We start from the raw sequence: 19,856 nt of genomic DNA, 5'->3' as shown, positions 1-19,856 counted from the left end.
AACGAATGAGAAATATGTAAAAAAAGCATCCTCATTGTGCTAACGTAAAGAGCTGTTTAAGTTTTAGTTTGATAGGCGTGCAGACCACGATAAAAACTACATCAAAAACGCTTAAAAAGATAGTTCTGATTTAACCTGATTCTAACGCTTATTTGTCAGAATAAGCTAGAAAAATGGCTGGATTAGATACACGAGTATTAAAGGTGTGTTAGAAAATGCAAACCTCAATAGACTAGTTACAATGTGCAATTATTTTTTCTATGAAAATGATGCGTCTCTAGAATTTTAAAATAGATTCCTTCGAATATTTTTAGTTAGGTGATGTTTAAATCTAGCAGTGTAAAGATAATGAGAATAAAAAAATAATACAAAGTTCTATCATTACCAAGCCTTAAAATTTTTAAATATTAATTAAAGTTTAGTATAGATAAATCAATTTAAAACGGCTACAAATCCATTAATTGGGATGTATAGCCGTTTGTTTTTATGACCGTGGTGGTAACTGCACAACAACGACCAATCCGTTAGGGGCCACAGAAAAGTTCCGTTATGATAACTTGAATCGTCTTGTACGGGCAAATCTATCCGATGGAAACGACGTTCAATTAAAGTACGATGCCTATGATGATGTTGTTTTTGCGAAAAGATAACCATACGCAAGTAGCCTTTGATTACACCATACTTGGTAGCTTGGTGTCTTGAGAACAAGGTGGAAAGAAAGTCAAATTCACCTACGATACAGAGGAGCAGTTAACAGCTGTCTTCAATGAGAAAGGCGAAGCGTATCAGTTTGAACGAGATACGAAAGGGAATATCATCAAGGACATTGGCTTTGATGAGATGGAAAAAACGTATGAGCGAAGTCTGGCAGGATTGGTTCAGAGAATTCAACGTCCAGGTGATCGTTGGACAGCCTACCAGCATGATGGTCTCGGAAATGTTATTCGTGCTGATTATTATGATGACACTTGGGAAACGTTTGGCTATGACAAAAATGGTTCCTTAATTGAGACTGAAAATGAACATGTGAAAGTAAAGCTGGAGCGAGACTCATCTGGACAAGTGATCAAGGAATGGCAGAATGACCATTGGATTGCGAGTAGTTATGATGTATTAGGCATGCGTTCACAGATTACGAGTAGCTTAGGTGCACAAATCGATGTCGCTCGTAATGAAATGGGCAATGTGTCACAAATCACAGCCTCTCGCTCAGAGCAAGCACATTGGACAGCATCCATGCAGTACAATGAACTCGGCCAAGAGATTGAGAGAATCTTACCAGGAGATGTCATCAACAAGTGGCAGTATGACGTAGCAGGTAGACCAACGCACCATCGAATAAGCGGTCAAAAGCGCGATACACGAAGGCGCACGTATAATTGGGATGTCAATCATCGATTACGAAGCATGGTAAACGAGTTAACAGGTGTAAAAGTTACCTATGGTTACGATGAATTCAGTAGCCTCGTCTGGTCCAATCAAGGCGATCAATTTGACTTCTTACACCGCAGTGTCGATTATGTCGGAAATTTGTATGAAACAAAAGAAAAGACAGATCGTGTATATGGTGCTGGGAGCAGATTGCTTGAAACGAGAGAGGCAACATTCTCTTATGATGAAGAAGGTAATCTAGTTCAGAAAGTTGAGAAGAACGGTGAAACGTGGAAGTACGAGTACTTTGGTAATGGCATGATGTCGAAGGTCATCAAACCAGATAACGTAGAAGTTACTTTCAAGTATGACTCGCTAGGTAGACGAGTAGAGAAGAGTTATGGCGAAAAAACAATGAAATTTATATGGGATGGGAATACTATCCTACATGAGTATTTCTCGCAGAATGATTCAGATAAATTTGAAAACCTAGAGGAGTATTCTTCACAGAAAAAGACTGAAATACCAGACAATCTAGTCACATGGGTGTTTAATGATGGGTTCGTACCTTCTGCTAAAATTACGAGTGAAGGTAACTACAGTATTATTAGTGATTATCTTGGAACGCCTGTAGAAGCCTATGATGAAGAGGGTAACAAGATTTGGTCAGCTGAGCTTGATATATATGGGCGAGTGGTGGAGTTTACTGGTAAGCAGGATTTTATTCCGTATAGGTATCAGGGGCAGTATGAGGACATTGAGATCGGATTATATTACAACAGATTCCGATACTATGACCCAGAACAAGGGAATTATACTCAAATTGATCCGATTGGACTCGCTGGTGATAACCCTACTTTGTATGCGTACGTAAAAGATACAAACATTTTATTCGATGCTTTTGGTTTAGCCCCTACAAGCCCGTTTGATAGAGCTTATCTAAAAGAAATACTGGGAGCAAGTAAAAAATCCGGTGGAGCAAATATGTTTAGAACCATTGATATAAGAGATGGTATGACAAAATGGTATGTTGGTAAGGCTAATAACTTATATACAAGATTAAGACAACATTTAGGTACAGGTAAGTTAACATCATCACAGTTAGAATCATTACAGGTATTGGTAGTTCCTCATGGTAAAGAAGCAGACTTTTTCAAAACAGAGGCAGATATAATAAAAGCTTTTGAAGATGCAGGCGAAGATCTTGCAAATAAAATAAAAAGTCCTGGCTGTAAATAGGAGGTTCAAGGAGAGGGTATTATGGTTTTCGACAAAGTTTATTTTAATAGGAATTTTAGGTTTATTAACATAAATCCAGATATAGAGGTAATTGATATTGAGGATGTAACAAGGCAAAAAATAGACAGTGTATCAGTTTCACATGAGAGTATAAAACACAAGTTTGAGAATATAAAAAAACTCAATGATATTTCAGATATTAGAGGGCTTAGGTTAAACTCTTATGATTATGTATCCCTAAATGAACTAAAAAATTATAGTTCATTAGAATACTTTAATTTTTTGGGGAAAACTGATGAAGTGATTCCTTTTGCGGAGCTAAATTCATTGTGGTGTGTGTACTTAAATTATGATAGAAAAACTTGTAGTTCAATTTTTCAAAACAAGAATCTAGAGTACTTATTTATTGACAATTATATTGGCGATTCATCTAAAGAATTCAATATATTTACAAAAGCTAAAAGAATAGGGCTAGTAAAAAATAAAATATTAGAATTTGAAGCTCTTAAGTACATGCCTGTCTTAGAGCATTTAGGAATAGGTTATAATTCAAAAATGACTTCTATAAAGTGGATTGAAGATGGAAAATCATTAACTTCGATAGGGTTTCAAAATTGCAAAAATATTAAGGATTGGAGTTCAATTGGAAATGTTTCTAGCATAGAAAAAATAATAATTGAGAACTGTGGTGAAATCCCTTCATTAGATTTTCTACATCAGCTTCCTAATTTAAAAGAAGTTCGAATTATCGGAACAACAAGTATTAGAGATGGAAAAATAAAAGATCTAATGAATCATAAGACTCTGAAATATTTATTTTTACCTATTAAGAAAGATTACGATATCAAACTAGCTGACTTAGATAGTTTTAACAATAACTAGAAGATTTGTTAGTTAGTCAGCATACGTATAGTTTAAAAATGGTTAACTAGGAGAGATAAACGCTTGCTGTGATGATTACGAAATATGTAAAGAAGACTAAAACAAGCTCTTCTTTACATATTTTTTTGCTAGAAATGGAGTTGCCCGTTCCGTGTAATTAATGTCTATCCTCAACTGGGACAAGTATTTTCACATACAAAAACTAATACTGTTCGAAAATTAGGCATTAAAAAAGCAAAAAGCAGCTTACTAAATGCTAAGGAGTGTGAAATCCGGATTAAGATATTCGGATAAATAATATGGAGAATAAAAATAACATATTAGTTGAGCGAAAAGTAAGTATTATATTTCAGTTAGACAAAAAGAATGTTGATAATGGATGGATCGGTGGAAATGCTCCAGCATATTTTGACGATAAAAGTGAACTTTTTAGTGAAATTGGATCTAATTATCACTTCTATCTTTGTTTTGTGAATCCACTTGATAAAAATAACATGGTTTCTATCTTTATACCAAAAGAATACGAAGATCGTGCTTCAAAAAATATTTATCCAAACTGCTCATTGTACGTGTTTGAACATCCGGTTTCAAAAGAAAGTTTGGATTCCACTTATACCGAATTTGGAATAGTTAAACATTATATTTCAGAAGGTATTTTTGTAAGTGAAGAACAAGCATTTGAAACACCTTTTTTTATTAAATTGGGGGGGAATCCATTTCATATCCAAGAAGAAGAATATTATTACACAGAATTAGAAAAAGATGGATATAGTTTCTTGTGTCAAATTGATGAGGACGGCTATCCAAGTGGGTTATTCAATTCAGGCACAAGTCTTCCATTTGGGTTTGGTGCTGTGTATTTATATGCAATTGTGACGGAGGATTCAATAAAGAATCCAATAGTGGGATATTGGCAATATTCATAGGTTGCTAAATAATCTAGTAAAATAAATGCTTGTTGTATTTAGAATCAAAACATAAGTAAGAAGGCGCTTGCGTCTTCTTTTTTCATGCCCTCATCCGTTAGAAAGTGAACCATTTGGTTCAGAGATTTTATCGTCCGGACGACCGTTGGACAGCCTACCAGCATGATGGTCTAGGGAATGTCATTCGAGCTGATTATTATGATGATACCTGGGAAACTTTTGGCTATGACCAAAATGGTTCGTTAATTAGACTGAAAATGAGCATGTGACCATAAAGATGGAACGAGACCCATCTGGACAAGTGATCAAAGAGTGGCAAAATGACCACTGGATTGCAAGTAGTTATGATGAATTAGGCAATCGTTCGCAAATTATCAGTAGCTTAGGTGCAAAAGTCGATGTCGCTCGTAATGACACGGGGAATGTGTCGCAAATCACTGCCTCTCCTCAGAGCAAGAAAAATGGACAGCAGCGATGCAATACAATGAACTTGGTCAAGAGATTGAGAGAATCTTACCAGGAGATGTCATCAGCAAATGGCAGTATGATACGTCGGATAGACCGACACACCACCGAATAAGTATTCAAAACCGCGATACACGAAGACGCGCGTATAATTGGGATGTCAATCATCGCTTACGAAGCATGGTAAATGAGTTAACCGGTGTAAAAGTTACCTATGGTTACGATGAATTCAGTAACCTCGTTTGGTCCAATCAAGGCGGTCAATTCGACTTCTTACACCGTAGTGTCGATGATGTCGGGAATTTGTATGAAATGAAACGAAAGAAAAGACAGATCGTGTTTATGGTGCTGGAAGTAGATTGCTTGAAACAAGAGAGGCAATCTTCTCTTACGATGATGAAGGTAATCTTGTTCAGAAAGTCGAAAAGAATGGTGATACGTGGAAGTACGAATATTATGGCAATGGTATGATGGCGAAGGTCATCCGACCAGATAAGACAGAAGTTACTTTCAAGTATGATTCGCTGGGTAGACGAATAGAGAAGTGTTCTGACGAGAAAACAACAAGTTTCGTTTGGGATGGGAATACTATACTACATGAGTATTTCTCGCAGAACAATTCAGATGTATTTGAAAATCCAGTTGAGTATTCTTCAGAGAATAAGTCTGAAATACCAGATAATCTAGTCACATGGGTATTTAATGATGGGTTCGTACCTTCTGCTAAAATCACGAACGAAGGTAATTACAGTATTATAAGTGACTATCTAGGAACGCCTGTAGAAGCCTATGATAGGCAAGGTAACTAAGCTTGATATCTATGGGCGAGTGAATGAGTTCAAAGGTGAGCAGGATTTCATTCCGTTCAGGTATCAGGGACAGTATTTAGATGAGGAAACAGGTCTTTATTACAATAGGTTCAGGTATTACTCACCAAATGAGGGGATTTATACACAGCTCGATCCTATTGGTTTAGCAGGTGATAATCCGACACTGTATGCTTACGTTAGTAATACAAATAATCAAGTAGACATATATGGACTTAGAGTAGTAAATAATCCACTTATACCTGGGGAAGGAAAAGTTGGAACCTATGAATACTTGATAAAAGAAGGAGTACCAAAGGATAATTTAACACCACACCATATGCCATCAGCTTTATATATGTCTCAAAATGGAGTATTACATGCTAACGGTGTGACTATGAATATGGAACAACCAAGTCCTGGCGTAGGTGGGAGACATAGGGCAACAGCAACTTATGGAGAGAGAAAAAAATCACCTTTTAATCAAACATATCTTTCATTGTCTCCTAGAGATGCATTAGCACATGATATTAGAGATGCGCGAAGAATTTATCAAGAAGGTGGGAAATACACGCCTGAAATTAGAAGAGGATTGCAAATACAATTACACTTAACAAAGTCCTTAATAAAGAAATGTTTAGAAAACCTACAAAATGTAAAGGATGATATGAAAAATGGAGTTAGACATGAAGATAGAAAAAATAATAAATGGTAAGTTAATTGATCCTGATATGGAAATTGAAGAGTTTGAGCAATTACTGTCAGAAATAATTAAATCAAATAATAGTGAATATATACGGGCACTGTATTTGGCTTTTGACGATAGATTCGAACTGCCAGAATACGGAATGAATTTATTGCATACAGTAGAACATAGCAGAATAATGTTTGGAGATGAAAAAGGATTTAATATATTTATTGAAATGCTTCCCAAAATGCTTCCACATGCTCAACAATGGGTAGAATGGATTCATGCAAGAATTTTAAACGAAGAAAAAGGCAGAAAGGTTTATGCAACCTTAGTTTCTAATACAGATTCTCATTTGCAAAAGTTAGTTATTAACATTATTAAACAGTTAAAAGAAGAATCGCCGGGTCATTATGATTCAGCTACAGAGGTTTTATCTATCATTGAGGCCCGTACAGGTGAATAATAAAAGAATTATAGATGTAGAAAATATTTACATTAGTCATTGAATTAATAAACATATGTAGAGGACGGAATCTCTTCCTTTACATATGTTTTTATTATAAATAGAATTAATTACCTATCCATTTATTTACTATAGTTCAACTAGGACAGTGATTTTTAGACACTAGAAACCAAAGCTGCTGAAGCCTTGATATTAAATTGTTTATGGATAATTCTTAGAAACAGATATTGAAATGACATGATGTTGCCCCATACATAGTGGAAGGATATTTTAGGTGCTTTAAAAATGAATAGCCATTTTAGCTAACCGTTCCCAGATTACAAGTGGCCTAGGTGCAAAAATTAATATCGCTCGTAATGAAATGGGAAATGTGTTGCAAATCACAGCCTCTCGCTTAGAAAAAGAAGGCAATTGGTTTGCAAGAAGTTATGATAAATTTGGCAGTCGTTCACAGATTACGAGTAGCTTAGGTGCAAAAATCGATGTTGCTCGCAATAAAATGGGAAATGTGTCGCAAATTACGGCTTCTCGCTCAGAGCAAGAAGTTTGGACAGCATCCATGCAGTACAATGAACTCGGTCAAGAGATTGAGAGAATCTTACCCGGAGATGTCATCAGCAAATGGCAGTATGATGCAACGGGTAGACCGACACACTATCGAATAAGTAGTCAAAACCGCGATACACGAAGACGAGCGTATAATAGGGATGTCAATCATCGATTACGAAGTAAGGTAAACGAGTTAACAGGTGTAAAAGTTACCTATGGTTACGATGAATTCAGTAACCTCGTCTGGTCCAATCAAGGCGGTCAATTTGACTTCTTACATCGTAGTGTCGATGATGTCGGGAATTTGTATGAAACGAAAGAAAAAACAGATCGTGTCTATGGTGCCGGCAGCAGATTACTTGAAACGAGAGAGGCAACATTCTCTTATGATGAGGAAGGAAATCTGGTTCAGAAAGTCGTAAAGAATGGTGATTCGAGGAAGTACGAATACTATGGCAATGGCATGATGTCGAAGGTCATCAGAAGTTACTTTCAAGTATGACTCGCTAGGTAGACGAATAGAGAAGAGTTCTGATGAGAAAACAACAAGTTTCGTTTGGGATGGGAATACTATCTTACATGAGTGTTTCTCAGAGAATGATTCAACTGAACTAGAAAATGATAATCTAGTTACATGGGTGTTCAATGATGGGTTCGTACCTTCAGCTAAAATCACGAGTGAAGGTAACTACAGTATTGTTAGTGATTATCTTGGAACGCCTGTAGAAGCCTTTGATGAAGAAGGTAAAAAGGTTTGGTCGGCTGAGCTTGATATGTATGGACGAGTGAAAGAATTTGTAGGTGAGAAAGACTTTATTCCATTCCGTTATCAAGGGCAGTATGAAGATGTAGAAATAGGATTGTATTATAATCGATTCAGCTAGATAGTATAGGAAAATAAAAAAAATCAAAAAAGAAATAATAATGTAGGGCATTTATACTTACAGCAAGTCTTTAACTTCAAGAGATTTAAAGTGTAATTTAAAAGAGGCAATAAATCCATTGATTATGGAATTTATTGACATTTATTTTTTCCAATGATTACAGTTTGAAAAAGTATTCTCATTGAAAAGAGAAACCCCAAAACGCTAAAAGTCTTGATATTAAAGCGTTTATGTCTCAATATGGGAGACATTAAAGTCACAAATCACGGCTTCTCGCTCAGAGCAAGAACAATGGACAGCATCCATGCAGTACAATGAACTTGGTCAAGAGATTGAGAGAATCTTACCAGGGAATGTCATTAGCAAATGGCAGTATGATGTAGCAGGTAAACCAACACATCATTGAATAAATAGCCAAAACCACGATACAAGAAGACGCGCTTATAATTGGGACGTCAACCATCGCTTACGAAGCATGGTCAACGAGTTAACAGGTGTAAAAGTTACCTATGGATACGATGAATTCAGTAACCTAGTTTGGTCCAATCAAGGCGGTCAATTTGACTTCTTACACCGCAGTGTCGACGATGTCGGGAATTTGTATGAAACGAAAGAAAAGACAGATTGTGTCTATGCTGCCGGAAGTAGATTGCTTGAAACGAAAGAGGCAATATTCTCTTATGATGATGAAGGTAATATGGTTCAAAAAATCGAAAAGAATGGTGATACATGGAAGTACGAGTACTATGGTTATGGCATGTTGTCGAAGGTCATCAAGCCAGTGGATGCGGTACGATGTGACAGGAAAACTGTTCGTCATCAAGCGAAAAGTAACTAAACACTACTAAATGAATAGACGAAAGTAAGTAAAAGGGGATTAAATTTCGAAAGAGAAAGCAAAAGATATACTACATCTAATTGTTTTACACGAAACGATTAGTCAAATTAACAATACATGTATGAGCTCTAAAATTATCATTCGAAGTATAACGGTTGTTTTTCAACTTATTCACTATAATTCCTTCCTTAGATTTCGGTTCCTTTTTATAAATTTTTGGTTTTGGTAATTGATTTAATTCATATTGATATGGGTATATTTCTAGATAAGAATTGCTCCAAATAACGGTTCCATTTCCAACGTCTTCAACTTGTTGGTGCAACACATTATATGAGGAACTATATTCCTCGAAAACTTTTAAAATCATCTTGTAATCTTTTTCTAAATTGGACAGCATTCATGCAGTACAATGAACTCGGTCAAGAGTTGAGATAGACCCTTTTGGTTTAGCTAAACATAGAGGCAGAATTCAAGCGCAAGGTTCCAAATTAGAAGAATGCGTAGCTTGGAATCGTGATACCCCTCCAACAATTTCTGAGGGATTAGCGATGGTGGATGAGTTAGAGGCAAAGTTAAGCAAAACGGATAGAAAATTTAAAAAAACAGAATTCGAAAAGGCACGAAAATTTATTGAAAGTGCTGGAAATGCTAATGGGGTTGATGCTCCTGTTTCAAATACGTATCAAGTCAAGAATACAAAACATGAAAGAGTAGACGTTGAAGTAAAAATAGGAAAAGCTTTTGTTCCTGATCCATCACCTGCAGAAAGAAAGGGGGGCGTTTGTAAATGATTCCACACCAAAAATTGCAGAAATTCAATACTTATTTAGAAGATGAATATGTTTATACTGAGTTAGAGCAATTTTGGATTGATTTTTTTCTAAGCATTTTAGATAAAAACAGTAAAAATAAAAATGAATGGATTTCTCCTTTTTACAACACTAAATTTTCGAACGGGAAAAGTATGATGAATGCAAATCCCATTTTTTCTGCAAAATCATTAAAAAATGAAAAGATTATCAGAATACTTCAGACAGATATGGAAGACCAACAAGAACTTTCTCATTGGATAAATAGTACGATGGATAATCATAATGATGAATTAGTAATCAATTGTGTGTTAAATCAAAAAAACTTAATAGAGATTGAAAGCCTAATACTCAATTGGATTAAAACTTGAGTGAGACCAAATTCAAGCATACAATAAAAATATAAGCAAACAGGATGTTGACCATCTCTCAGAGCTTGTTTCTTACATTCCATAAATCATTTACTGCCATTTACTAGGTATAGCAGTCATCAAAACTGATTCCATTTATTAGGTCTGTAATCGCCCCCTACAAAAGGGAATTTTGGTAAAAAGATTAGATTATTAAATACTAGACCATACGTTGAAGATAAGCATGATTTTATTTATTTTGTTAATTCTCACGTTAAGGATGTTTTCAAGGTCAGTAAGACTTTCATAATTCGAAAACCCAGCAAACTTCATATTTGGGTACACCTAGTAAAGGCTTTAAAAAATATAAAGACGGTAAGACTACTTACCTAAGTTGTTTGCATTATTGTAAACCTATAATACACTGTAGGTATCTATAGAAAGGTATTTCATATGATGATTAATGTAAATATTAACACATTTAGTTTGGTAAAGTACCCACAGGACTTAATTGTTGGAGAGGTGTATTTTTCTTTCAAAGATATAGTTTTTCCGAAAATAAAAAAAGAAAAATGGTCAGATTTTATTGTTTGGGTCTTGATTGATTGGAATCAAGCTTTTGAAAAAATAAAAAACAATTCAGATGAGACTACCTTCCAATTAAGTTTTTTTGACGGACCATTTGAAGCTGATGTAGTAAATAAAAATGGTTTATTAAAATTTCAATTCGTGCAAACAAAACAGGGTACAATAATATCAATGACTGAATGTGAATGCGACTTGATAGAATTTGAAAAATCCTTAAAAGCTGCTACTAAAGAATTGTTAATTGAATTAAAGAAAAGAAACTGGATTTCTAAACATACGGAAGAGTTATCGGATTATCACACTGCTTAATTCGTCACTTTGAGAGACTTAGAGCTTCTCTTTAAATGTGTTATATTATGAGTACCTAAAGGTGATCCAATTCATCAAGCTAATAAATGGGCAAAAGGAGCAAAAGAAATTTTAGTGGAAGGAGGAATACCTAACAGTGCTATTACCTGTCCGGGTTAATTATTATGAAAGATAGTTTAAAACAGTTTTTTGAATATAATGATTCTGATGAGGAGTTAGCATATTACATTAGAATGAATGCAGAGTGGAATGAAGAATCATTTATAAGAATGCAACAATTGGTTAGGAAGGTTATAGAGGACTATTCAGATGATGATTATTATAATAAAACCTTTGTATTTTATTGTGTGGAAATTATTGGGGTAATAATAGGCACGATATCAAGTGAAGATTTCTGTAATACGTGGCCTGAGTGTTTTACACAAGAAAGTTATACAGATTTTATAGCAGAGAGAATTGAGCAATTAAAGTTACTTCAGAAAGATTTATTTTATTAGGCATTTTCTTAGAAAAGTAACAAATACTTGGTGGTTATACTTGTGGAAATTTAAACCAGCATCAAAAGAGTAGCATAAATCCTTTGAAAATTGGACTGCTACTCTTTTTTATAGTAGCACTGCAGTACAATAACTCCGTCAAGAGATTGAGAGAATTTTACCAGGGGATGTCATCAACAAATGGCAGTATGATACGAAACTAAAAAATTGGGGGAGTGTATAAGGTGATAGAAAAAGATTACGAGATGATTGTAAGAATTTTTGAAGAATACGGATCCTTATATAAAGTGTTACTTAATAAAGTTGAAGATATAGTAAATGAAACAGTTCTTTGGAGCAATTCATATCTCGAATTTTATCCATATCAATATGAATTAAATCAATTACCAAAGCCGAAAATATATAAAAATGAGCCAAAACGTAAGGAAGGAATTATTGTGAATAGGCTAAAAAACAATGAACTGTATTTTTCTTATCGTGCTGAAAATAAGGGCTGGGGAAGTTCTTTCATAATAAATGAAGTTGAAAAGAAAATTTGTCTTAGATTTCTAAATAACGATGATGACGAAATGGTTTTAAGTCAAGTATATTGTGTAATATATAAAAGATCTATGATAGAAAAAGTAATATATTATACAAGGGACGATGATATAGGCGAAGAAACGTTTAGGACTGACAGATATTTATATAATGATAACAACACTATTCAAACTATTATTAGAGACGGTTTCTTTGAAGAAAAAATAAATGTTTTACACACAAGGACATTTAGATTTGAGTATGTAAATGGAGATGTACTTATTTACTCGAAACAATTGAAAAAAAATCTAAAAGTTGTTGAAGATCTATTGTATACCTCTAGAAAGGCAAAAAAAAATAAACAGTGAAATCAGAGACAGGTAATGCGAAACGAAAATAGGGAAATTAAGATTAGAGTGTAAGGAATTGTAATTAGCGGATGCAGTACGATGTGACAGGAAAACAGTTCGTCATCAAGCGAAAAGTACTATACGTTACTAAATGTAGAAAATGTTTATTTAACATATTGTATTTTATTATAGTCGAAAGTAAATATAAGTGAATTAAATTTCAAAAGAGGAAGTAAAAGAATGATGCGTATAATGAGCCTTATCATTTATTAGAAAAATATAGTGATAATAAATCAGGAGATGAAAAATATGATGTGATATTATCGTATTATATAGAAATTCTTGAAAAACAGGAAATTGAATTAAAACTATATTTTTCAGAAGGAAAAAGGTATTTACATGCAATAGAATTTTATGAAGATTCCCCGAAACTATTTGATTTCCAGAAGCAATTGGAATCAAAAAGTATTTATGTGTATGTTTGCACATATGAAGAAATTGATTGGGAATATGGAGTGATCATTTTAGATCAAACAAAGGCCATACAATTTAGAGTAAATACATCTTTAAATAAATATGAGATTTTTCAGATTGAGGCACCGCATGTTGGCGAAGATCAAGCGGAACGATCAGCTGGTATGATGAGAGGGATACAAGTATCATATAAGCAGATTAGTTTTCAAGAATTGAAAGCATCTCGTTTTTGGTAATAAAAATGGTTTTCTTGCTGATCTACTCTCACAAGCTGATGAAGATTATTTTTATGATGAAAATTGGAGATTAAAAGAAGAATTTCGAGAAAAGATACAATAAGGAATGGGGAATTTTAAACAGAGCAAAAAGTGAATTGAAATATAAAGAAAGTAGATTAGTTTAAAAATATTTTTATAAAACACACATAAACGAAGGTATATAAGCCTGCTTTATGTGTGTTTTTGTTAGAAATGAAATTGTTTCATCCTTTGTATTTTTTGCTTGCTATGATGTCAAAGCAACAAAATTCCTATGGGAGCGGTACACTTACATGAATGGAGTATTGCAAAAGAAAGTGACCTATCCTAACCAAAAGACGAAAACCTAACAACATGGATATTTGAAGCAGACACCTTCATCCCTATAGCCAAACTACAAGTGCTGGCAGCTACAGTATTATCACCGACCCACCGGTAAGTTCCTATGATGAAGAAGGAAAGAAGTTTGGAAAAGAGAATTAGACATATATGGTAGAGAAAAACTTGAACTAACCGAATACAAACAAGTAAAAAATTCACAGGAGAAACAGATTTTATTCCATGTGAAGCGATATACTACTGAATTAACGATAAAACTTAGGGAGGAAGCAATTAATTTTGCTAAGGAACAAGGTTATATAAAATGTCCTTAAAAACTAATAAAACGGAAGGGTGGATTTTAATTGTTTGCTCAATGCATTCCTTTTGAAGATCATGTGAGAGGTAGAATAGGTGGTAATCCTCCAAAATTGATTGAAGAACAAATACTTGATGATTACAGGTTTTATGCAACTCTAGTTCATCCAGAAAAGGAGGATGTTATGCTTTCTATTATTATACATAAGAATTTTGATACTTTGTTGGAAAAAAATATTTATCCTTCAATTGAAGTAAGAGTAATAGAGCATACATACTCCGAAATGGGAAGCAATACTGATAAAAGTATTTTAGATTTAGGTATGAACTCAATAAGCGATTATTCGGAAAACCAAGGGAATAATTTTTTGTTTATTAAAGTTTTGGGAGAACCACGTCTTATTCAACCCAAAAGTTATTATTATAAAGAGTTGGAAAATAATAATTATTCCTTTTTTCTGCAAATAGAGGAGGAAGGCTATAGCGATAATATGGATTATGTGTTTATGTACGGTGCATTATATCTATATAGGCATAATGAAATAGGAGAGGTCATTGCTGGTTTCTGGCAATGCTCTTGAATAACCTAGCTAATAGAGTGCAAAATGCGCACCTGCCGGTTACTTTATTCAAATGTTGAGTAAAGTAACCCACTTTTTCATTTATTTTGATGTGAATTTTGACAAAGACCCTTGTATTTTCTTCAGGAGAAATAGCTGAAAACATCCATTTTTACGTGAGCGATGGGATCTTGATCAGTCCATAAGTAAAACGTTTTGAATCTATCTGTATAAATTATCATATTTCTCAAAACAATAATTTGGTTACATAAAAATTAAAGTGTACCCAGAACACGCAGGTTATAAAAAAGGATGTGTTAATCCATCACCATGTTAATTTCGGGAGATATGTAATACTAGTACCAGCAGGAACCACAAGTTGGTTCTGGTGGAGTATGGCATTGAAAAAATCACCAAAATCGTAATTTAAAATTAAATTAACAAAATCATCAGGGAATTTCATCCCAAATCGTGAGGAAGTAGGTGACTTTATTGTTGAAATTAATAATATTAAAATACAAGAAACATGTAACAGATTAAAGGAATCAGCAATTGATTACAAACTATTTAAGATATTGGCGGCATGGAATAGGGCAACGTTAATTGAAATTATAGCAAAAGAAGTTAATTTTTGTGGCGGGTGAGGCGTTGTATGGAATTTTTTCTGTTCGCTCCTAAGAAGATTTAAATATTTAACTTTATCTTGTAGTGGGCACCTGTTGCCTTGTTTAAATACAATTTTGATAGGGTTCACAAGATTTTGTGCAAGATTTAGAAGAAATTCAAGACGCGCTAAGGTAGAGCATGTACTTAGAAAATGTAGCAATCATAAAAAAGGGGTTAAGATGAGCATAGTCTTTTCTTACGATACAACCTCATCTAGTGTTCTAAGAGCGTGTGGTAATTTTGTATTTACTAGTCCGAGTATGGAAATAGCTACTGAATTTGCTGGAAAAACGGATATATCATGAAATTAAAGCCTCTAATAAATCGCTCAGTGCTTTTTTGTTATATACAGAACAATTAGAATATTCGATGTTTTAATGCATTTCGCCAATTGAATAGTCGGAGCACATGTATAAAAGAAAGGGATAATGACAGGAGAATTTATTTCTAACCTATTATTTGGAAGGTGATATGTTGAATTATGAAAGTAAAACTATAAAACTTGCTATGAATGACGGAAAAATATTTGATGGCATTTTGAAACTATATGAGGAATGTCCAGATGATGATGAAATGGTTTTAATAGAACTATTAATATTAGGTGACACAATAAGTTTCAAACATGAAAACTTTTTCCTAGCACTACAAAGCCTGCGACAACATCTAGAAGATAAACATATACAGATTATGTGTAATGGGGCCGCGTTAAATGTTTATCCATCTCAAATGCAATTATCGATGGGTACCGGACATTTAGCATATAAATTAAAATTTGGAGAACCAGCAAAATTAAAAGATATAGTTGACATTTTTGAATTTAACAATGATTTGAGGTTTGTAAAAATCGAAGAACAGTTTAGCTACTATACTAGATGGTTAAAAAGTTTAGAAGGTTAGGTTTGATAGTGAAATAAAGAAGAGTTTTACTATTGTTCATTATTATACCGATTTAGCTTGGGAGCATGCAGATCCTTTTCATTTCCACTTAAAAGATAAACCTGTAATTAGTAATCATAAAGGAGAATAGCTATTTATATAAGAAAAGTTGGAGGTGTTATTGCAGGCGGACGGCCATTTTAATCAGGAGCAAGAGGTTCAAAAGGGAGGTGTTTATAAAATGAAGGAAAACACAGATATTTTAAGTATAATAATTTACTATTATAGAGATGAAGAAAGAATGAAAAATCTTTGGTTAAATAAAAAAGAGTTTTCAAAAATACTCTCTCTAGTAATGGAAGTTGAACATGATACCTCTTCAAAAACGATGTTACATAGTTGTGCTGAGTATTTTATAAACTTTACTAGTGTTTTTTTAATAAAAGAAAGTTCGGATTTTTTAAATTTATTTTCTGAGATAAATGACAATAATAAACGTATTTCGTTTATGAGAAAATTTTTTATAAATGATCTTGTTTCTGATAAGATTATTTTCAGTTTTTTAAACGATATAGAATTGATAAAAAGTGTAGGTTCTTACAGAGAGTGGATAGAGTTACCTGTTATGATAAGAGCTCGGAAAATTATTACTACGTCTAATGATAATGAATTATCTGTAGATAAAATTATTCCATTAGATTTAGATTTAGATAATAGTTTTCAAGAATATTTATTTTCTTGGGCTTTTGAAGAAGAAAAGTTATCTAAAGATGGCAAAGAATATTTTAGAAGAAACTTTGAAAAAAAGTATAAACAATTATGTTCTATTATGGAACATAATTCAGATTTAAAATAATATTTCTAGGAAAAGGAACTTCAACCAAGGCGGTTTGGATATCGTTGGAAACAACATGAAACCTGGAAATGTTTGTGGGAAATAATTGCAGAAGGAGGGAATTATGAAGAGTGGAAATAATATTGTAAAGAAATTAGGAATCTTTATGTCAGATACAGATAAAAAAATTTTTTTCAGAGCTATTATTTGGAAATTTCCAGAGTGTTTATTTGATTGATAATAAAAGAAGTGAAAATAAGAATATAAAATTATTATCATTTCTTAGTGAAGTGAATGTTTCTGCAACTATTCCAAATAGCTCAGTTTTTTCATTGGATGATTATAAAAAACTTGTTGAAATGCAAAATTCATCACCTTATAGTTTTCCAATGGTGGGAAAAGGGATGATACAATATGTTCCCTCAAATATTGCTCATTATGACCAGAAATGTTTAAAAGACGGATATTTAAGTGCTTCATACAACAGTGATGATAAAGAAACAGAGCAGTTTATTAAAGAAGTTTTCAAAATAGTAGGTCAGAATGGTAAAAAAGTATTTTTGACTTCAGAATATAAGGATATAGTTGCTGATGTAGCCGAAAAAAATATTGTTGCATGGCCAAATGCAGCAATAGAATATAACGGTAATAATGGCTGTTATCTGACTCAGACGAAAGAAAGAATGTTAATTTCTCAGTAACAAATTCATGAGTACCATTTATTAGACTATCAGAAAACTTGCAATGAGGTATTAAATACATACGTAAAAAGACATTTTATGTGTCAGATTGTAAAAAAAGGCTTTTTGAGAATGTTCCATACCCAAAGGCCTTTATTACTTTATTTAAAAAAGTTTTAAGAGTAAAAAGTGAACTGAAAATCTTAAAGAATGGGTAAGTATTCTATTAGGAGGATGTAAATGAAGAAAGCGATAATTTATTGGTTTTCAGAAGCGGAAGGAGGAAGAAAAGCTCCTCCAACAGGAACAGAGTATTATCCGACTACAGAAATACTAGAAGATGGCAATGTGTGGAGTTTAGCTATTAAATTCGATAGGACAAATCCGACGCAAAATAAAATGATAGATAACTGTGAAGTTTGTTTTTTATTTGATCATGCACCACAACGCTTACTAAGTAGTATGCGGAACTTATCATATGTGAAGGACCTCATAAAGTAGGTAAGATGATAATCAAGTAATATATAATCCTCCCTGTCAAATAAACAGGGAGTGTTTCATGTTATTTGCTACATGAGTTTATGTGTTAGAAAAGGAACTGTTTTATCTTGTGTATTTACTACACACTCTCCTTCTAATTTGTGAACAATTGCCTAATTCATCATAGCTACTTGCGATCCAAGTTAAATACCTAAAAGTGCTTATGCTATTCATAAAAAAGGAAGGTGTCGTTAAATTATGAAAATAGATTATCGAAGTGAAATCGACAAAATTAGAGATTCTTTAAAGAACTACTACAAAAACTACTACAATGAGCAATTCAAAACTGAAGAGGAAGATTACATTGAAAACAAAAAGACTAAAGAACAAATAAAAAAATTAATAATTCAAGTTTATAATGATAGTACTCTGTCTGAAGCAGACAAAGGGTATATAATAAAAGTAGCGGTAGAACTTCTGGCAAAAAATACAGGTTGTGTAGAAGACGTAGTGATTGCTGAAGATATTCTTGATAGTCTTTTTAATGATATGAAAATACTAAGTCAGGAAAATATTGATAATTTTTACGAGCGATTTTCATGCGGAAGATGGTATTAAGGACTGGATTATTCTCAAAAAAATAGACTTCAGTTTAGAAAAGTAAAAACAAAGACTATGTACAAATATAAAATAGACTCGCTGGGACTTTTCATGTCATAACGAGTCTATTTTATATTATTTTGTTTTAGTGATGAGAATTAAGAACAAGGAGATTGCGATTATTGTAAGAGCGAAAATATCAACATTATTAACATATACGAACTAACAGATGATTTTGAAAAAGTAATGGATTGTTATCAAGTAACAGAACCATATAATAATTTTCATCCTGAAGTTTATGACAGGTACTAAAGACCCGAGAATGAAATCACTTGTTGCACAAATTCAAGCACATGGATTTGAACCGGATGGAAAATATAATGGGATTTGGTTACTGACATGAGAATAATGATAAAGTAATAGGTGGAAGATACTTCTCATCAACAAGATGATCTACATAGAAAAGATTGCAAATACGAACTATTCGATAGATTAGATAATAAAGAAAAGTTTGAGAATGAACTGAAGAAAAATAAAGAAGAAACTAAATAAAGGGCGAACTTGGGAAACAGGAACAACTAAAAAATTAGGGAAGTGTACAAGATGATAGAAAAAGATTACGAGATAATTGTAAAAATATTCGAGGAATATAGTTCCTCATACAATGTGTTGCATCATCAAGTTGAAGAAGTTGGTAATGAAACTGTTATTTGGAGCAATTCTTATCTAGAATTATATCCATATCAATATGAATTAGATCAATTACCAAAACCGAAAATTTATAAAAAGGAACCGAAATCTAAGGAAGGAATTATAGTGAATAAGTTGAAAAACAATGAACTGTATTTTTCTTATAACGCTAAGAATAAGGGGTGGGGGAGTTCTTTCATAATAAATGAAACTGAAAAGAAAATCTGTCTTAGATTTCTTAGTAATAGGGCTGGTGAAATGGTTTTAAGTCAAGTTTATTGTATAATTTATGAAGGATCTGTGATAGAAAAAATATTATTCTACTTAAGAGACGATGATATGGACGAAGAAACGTTTATGGTTGACAGATATTCATATAATGACAATTTGACTGCTCATACTATTATTAGAGACGGTTTCTTTGAAGAAAAAATAAAAATTTTACCCACAAGGACATTTAGATTTGAGTATGTAAATGGAGATGTACTTATTTACTCGAAACAACTTCTTTGTCATATACTTCCGATTTTTTATTAACAACAACTTTTATTTTCTCCCTGCATTAT

General features: G+C 33.1%; 25 protein-coding genes. 24 read left to right on the top strand and 1 reads right to left on the bottom strand.

Features of this window, described 5'->3' with window-relative positions; genetic code table 11:
• Positions 1-873: 873 nt before the first annotated feature.
• From ACFTQ7_RS03880 to ACFTQ7_RS03830, 11 genes are all read left to right on the top strand, one after another.
• Positions 874-2,610, top strand: coding sequence for an RHS repeat-associated core domain-containing protein (locus ACFTQ7_RS03880; protein ID WP_386827408.1), 1,737 nt, complete (start codon positions 874-876; stop codon positions 2,608-2,610).
• Between the two features lie 21 nt (positions 2,611-2,631).
• Positions 2,632-3,492: a leucine-rich repeat domain-containing protein gene (locus ACFTQ7_RS03875; RefSeq protein WP_386827407.1), complete on the top strand. Its 861-nt coding sequence runs from the start codon at positions 2,632-2,634 to the stop codon at positions 3,490-3,492.
• Positions 3,493-3,791: 299 nt separating this feature from the next.
• Entirely contained in the window at positions 3,792-4,418 is a 627-nt protein-coding gene (locus ACFTQ7_RS03870; protein ID WP_386827406.1) for a hypothetical protein, read from the top strand.
• Positions 4,419-4,531: 113 nt separating this feature from the next.
• On the top strand, positions 4,532-4,687 hold the full coding sequence (locus ACFTQ7_RS03865; RefSeq protein ID WP_386827405.1) for a hypothetical protein: 156 nt from the start codon (positions 4,532-4,534) through the stop codon (positions 4,685-4,687).
• Between the two features lie 8 nt (positions 4,688-4,695).
• The gene (locus ACFTQ7_RS03860) at positions 4,696-4,998 is read left to right on the top strand and encodes a hypothetical protein (protein WP_386827404.1); all 303 of its coding nucleotides are present in this window, start codon (positions 4,696-4,698) and stop codon (positions 4,996-4,998) included.
• Positions 4,999-5,242: 244 nt separating this feature from the next.
• A complete protein-coding gene (locus tag ACFTQ7_RS03855; RefSeq protein WP_386827403.1) occupies positions 5,243-5,692 on the top strand; it encodes a hypothetical protein in 450 nt (149 codons plus the stop codon).
• A complete protein-coding gene (locus ACFTQ7_RS03850; protein WP_386827402.1) occupies positions 5,673-6,404 on the top strand; it encodes an RHS repeat-associated core domain-containing protein in 732 nt (243 codons plus the stop codon). The genes ACFTQ7_RS03855 and ACFTQ7_RS03850 overlap by 20 nt, the downstream gene beginning before the upstream one ends.
• Positions 6,376-6,843 (top strand): Imm30 family immunity protein, encoded by a 468-nt coding sequence (locus ACFTQ7_RS03845; protein ID WP_386827401.1) that lies wholly within the window; start codon positions 6,376-6,378, stop codon positions 6,841-6,843. The genes ACFTQ7_RS03850 and ACFTQ7_RS03845 overlap by 29 nt, the downstream gene beginning before the upstream one ends.
• A gap of 373 nt (positions 6,844-7,216) precedes the next feature.
• The gene (locus ACFTQ7_RS03840) at positions 7,217-7,894 is read left to right on the top strand and encodes a hypothetical protein (protein WP_386827400.1); all 678 of its coding nucleotides are present in this window, start codon (positions 7,217-7,219) and stop codon (positions 7,892-7,894) included.
• Positions 7,895-7,910: 16 nt separating this feature from the next.
• Positions 7,911-8,276, top strand: a complete 366-nt coding sequence (locus ACFTQ7_RS03835; RefSeq protein ID WP_483869430.1) for an RHS repeat domain-containing protein — start codon at positions 7,911-7,913, stop codon at positions 8,274-8,276.
• 475 nt (positions 8,277-8,751) lie between these two features.
• Positions 8,752-9,114: a hypothetical protein gene (locus tag ACFTQ7_RS03830; RefSeq protein WP_386827398.1), complete on the top strand. Its 363-nt coding sequence runs from the start codon at positions 8,752-8,754 to the stop codon at positions 9,112-9,114.
• An 85-nt stretch (positions 9,115-9,199) separates the two neighbouring features.
• On the opposite strand, the gene ACFTQ7_RS03825 is transcribed toward ACFTQ7_RS03830, so the two are convergent.
• Positions 9,200-9,481, bottom strand: coding sequence for a hypothetical protein (locus ACFTQ7_RS03825; protein WP_386827397.1), 282 nt, complete (start codon positions 9,479-9,481; stop codon positions 9,200-9,202).
• 181 nt (positions 9,482-9,662) lie between these two features.
• Here ACFTQ7_RS03825 and ACFTQ7_RS03820 point away from each other — a divergent pair, with 181 nt between their 5' ends.
• From ACFTQ7_RS03820 to ACFTQ7_RS03760, 13 genes are all read left to right on the top strand, one after another.
• On the top strand, positions 9,663-9,905 hold the full coding sequence (locus ACFTQ7_RS03820; RefSeq protein ID WP_386827396.1) for a hypothetical protein: 243 nt from the start codon (positions 9,663-9,665) through the stop codon (positions 9,903-9,905).
• Positions 9,902-10,294, top strand: coding sequence for a hypothetical protein (locus ACFTQ7_RS03815; RefSeq protein ID WP_386827395.1), 393 nt, complete (start codon positions 9,902-9,904; stop codon positions 10,292-10,294). The genes ACFTQ7_RS03820 and ACFTQ7_RS03815 overlap by 4 nt, the downstream gene beginning before the upstream one ends.
• 432 nt (positions 10,295-10,726) lie before the next feature.
• Entirely contained in the window at positions 10,727-11,170 is a 444-nt protein-coding gene (locus ACFTQ7_RS03810) for a hypothetical protein (protein WP_386827394.1), read from the top strand.
• A 164-nt stretch (positions 11,171-11,334) separates the two neighbouring features.
• The gene (locus ACFTQ7_RS03805; protein WP_386827393.1) at positions 11,335-11,667 is read left to right on the top strand and encodes a hypothetical protein; all 333 of its coding nucleotides are present in this window, start codon (positions 11,335-11,337) and stop codon (positions 11,665-11,667) included.
• Positions 11,668-11,891: 224 nt separating this feature from the next.
• A complete protein-coding gene (locus ACFTQ7_RS03800) occupies positions 11,892-12,554 on the top strand; it encodes a hypothetical protein (protein WP_386827392.1) in 663 nt (220 codons plus the stop codon).
• 296 nt (positions 12,555-12,850) lie between these two features.
• The gene (locus tag ACFTQ7_RS03795; protein ID WP_386827391.1) at positions 12,851-13,246 is read left to right on the top strand and encodes a hypothetical protein; all 396 of its coding nucleotides are present in this window, start codon (positions 12,851-12,853) and stop codon (positions 13,244-13,246) included.
• Positions 13,247-13,950: 704 nt separating this feature from the next.
• The gene (locus tag ACFTQ7_RS03790; protein WP_386827390.1) at positions 13,951-14,484 is read left to right on the top strand and encodes a hypothetical protein; all 534 of its coding nucleotides are present in this window, start codon (positions 13,951-13,953) and stop codon (positions 14,482-14,484) included.
• A gap of 1,116 nt (positions 14,485-15,600) precedes the next feature.
• Positions 15,601-16,026, top strand: coding sequence for a hypothetical protein (locus ACFTQ7_RS03785; RefSeq protein WP_386827389.1), 426 nt, complete (start codon positions 15,601-15,603; stop codon positions 16,024-16,026).
• 220 nt (positions 16,027-16,246) lie between these two features.
• Entirely contained in the window at positions 16,247-16,861 is a 615-nt protein-coding gene (locus ACFTQ7_RS03780; RefSeq protein ID WP_386827388.1) for a hypothetical protein, read from the top strand.
• Positions 16,862-17,070: 209 nt separating this feature from the next.
• The gene (locus ACFTQ7_RS03775) at positions 17,071-17,541 is read left to right on the top strand and encodes a hypothetical protein (protein ID WP_386827387.1); all 471 of its coding nucleotides are present in this window, start codon (positions 17,071-17,073) and stop codon (positions 17,539-17,541) included.
• 219 nt (positions 17,542-17,760) lie between these two features.
• Positions 17,761-18,021 carry a hypothetical protein gene (locus tag ACFTQ7_RS03770; protein ID WP_386827386.1) on the top strand — a complete coding sequence of 87 codons (261 nt, stop codon included), beginning with the start codon at positions 17,761-17,763 and terminating at the stop codon, positions 18,019-18,021.
• A 237-nt stretch (positions 18,022-18,258) separates the two neighbouring features.
• Positions 18,259-18,618 (top strand): hypothetical protein, encoded by a 360-nt coding sequence (locus ACFTQ7_RS03765; RefSeq protein WP_386827385.1) that lies wholly within the window; start codon positions 18,259-18,261, stop codon positions 18,616-18,618.
• A gap of 585 nt (positions 18,619-19,203) precedes the next feature.
• Complete coding sequence (locus tag ACFTQ7_RS03760) at positions 19,204-19,827, top strand: hypothetical protein (protein ID WP_386827384.1); 624 nt, start codon at positions 19,204-19,206, stop codon at positions 19,825-19,827.
• Positions 19,828-19,856: the final 29 nt, after the last annotated feature.

Source organism: Lysinibacillus sp. NPDC056959 (assembly GCF_042674095.1).
GTDB classification, from domain to species: domain Bacteria; phylum Bacillota; class Bacilli; order Bacillales_A; family Planococcaceae; genus Lysinibacillus; species Lysinibacillus zambalensis.
The sequence above is the reverse complement of the archived record's forward strand: the minus strand, read 5'-3'. Positions and strand labels throughout refer to the sequence as shown.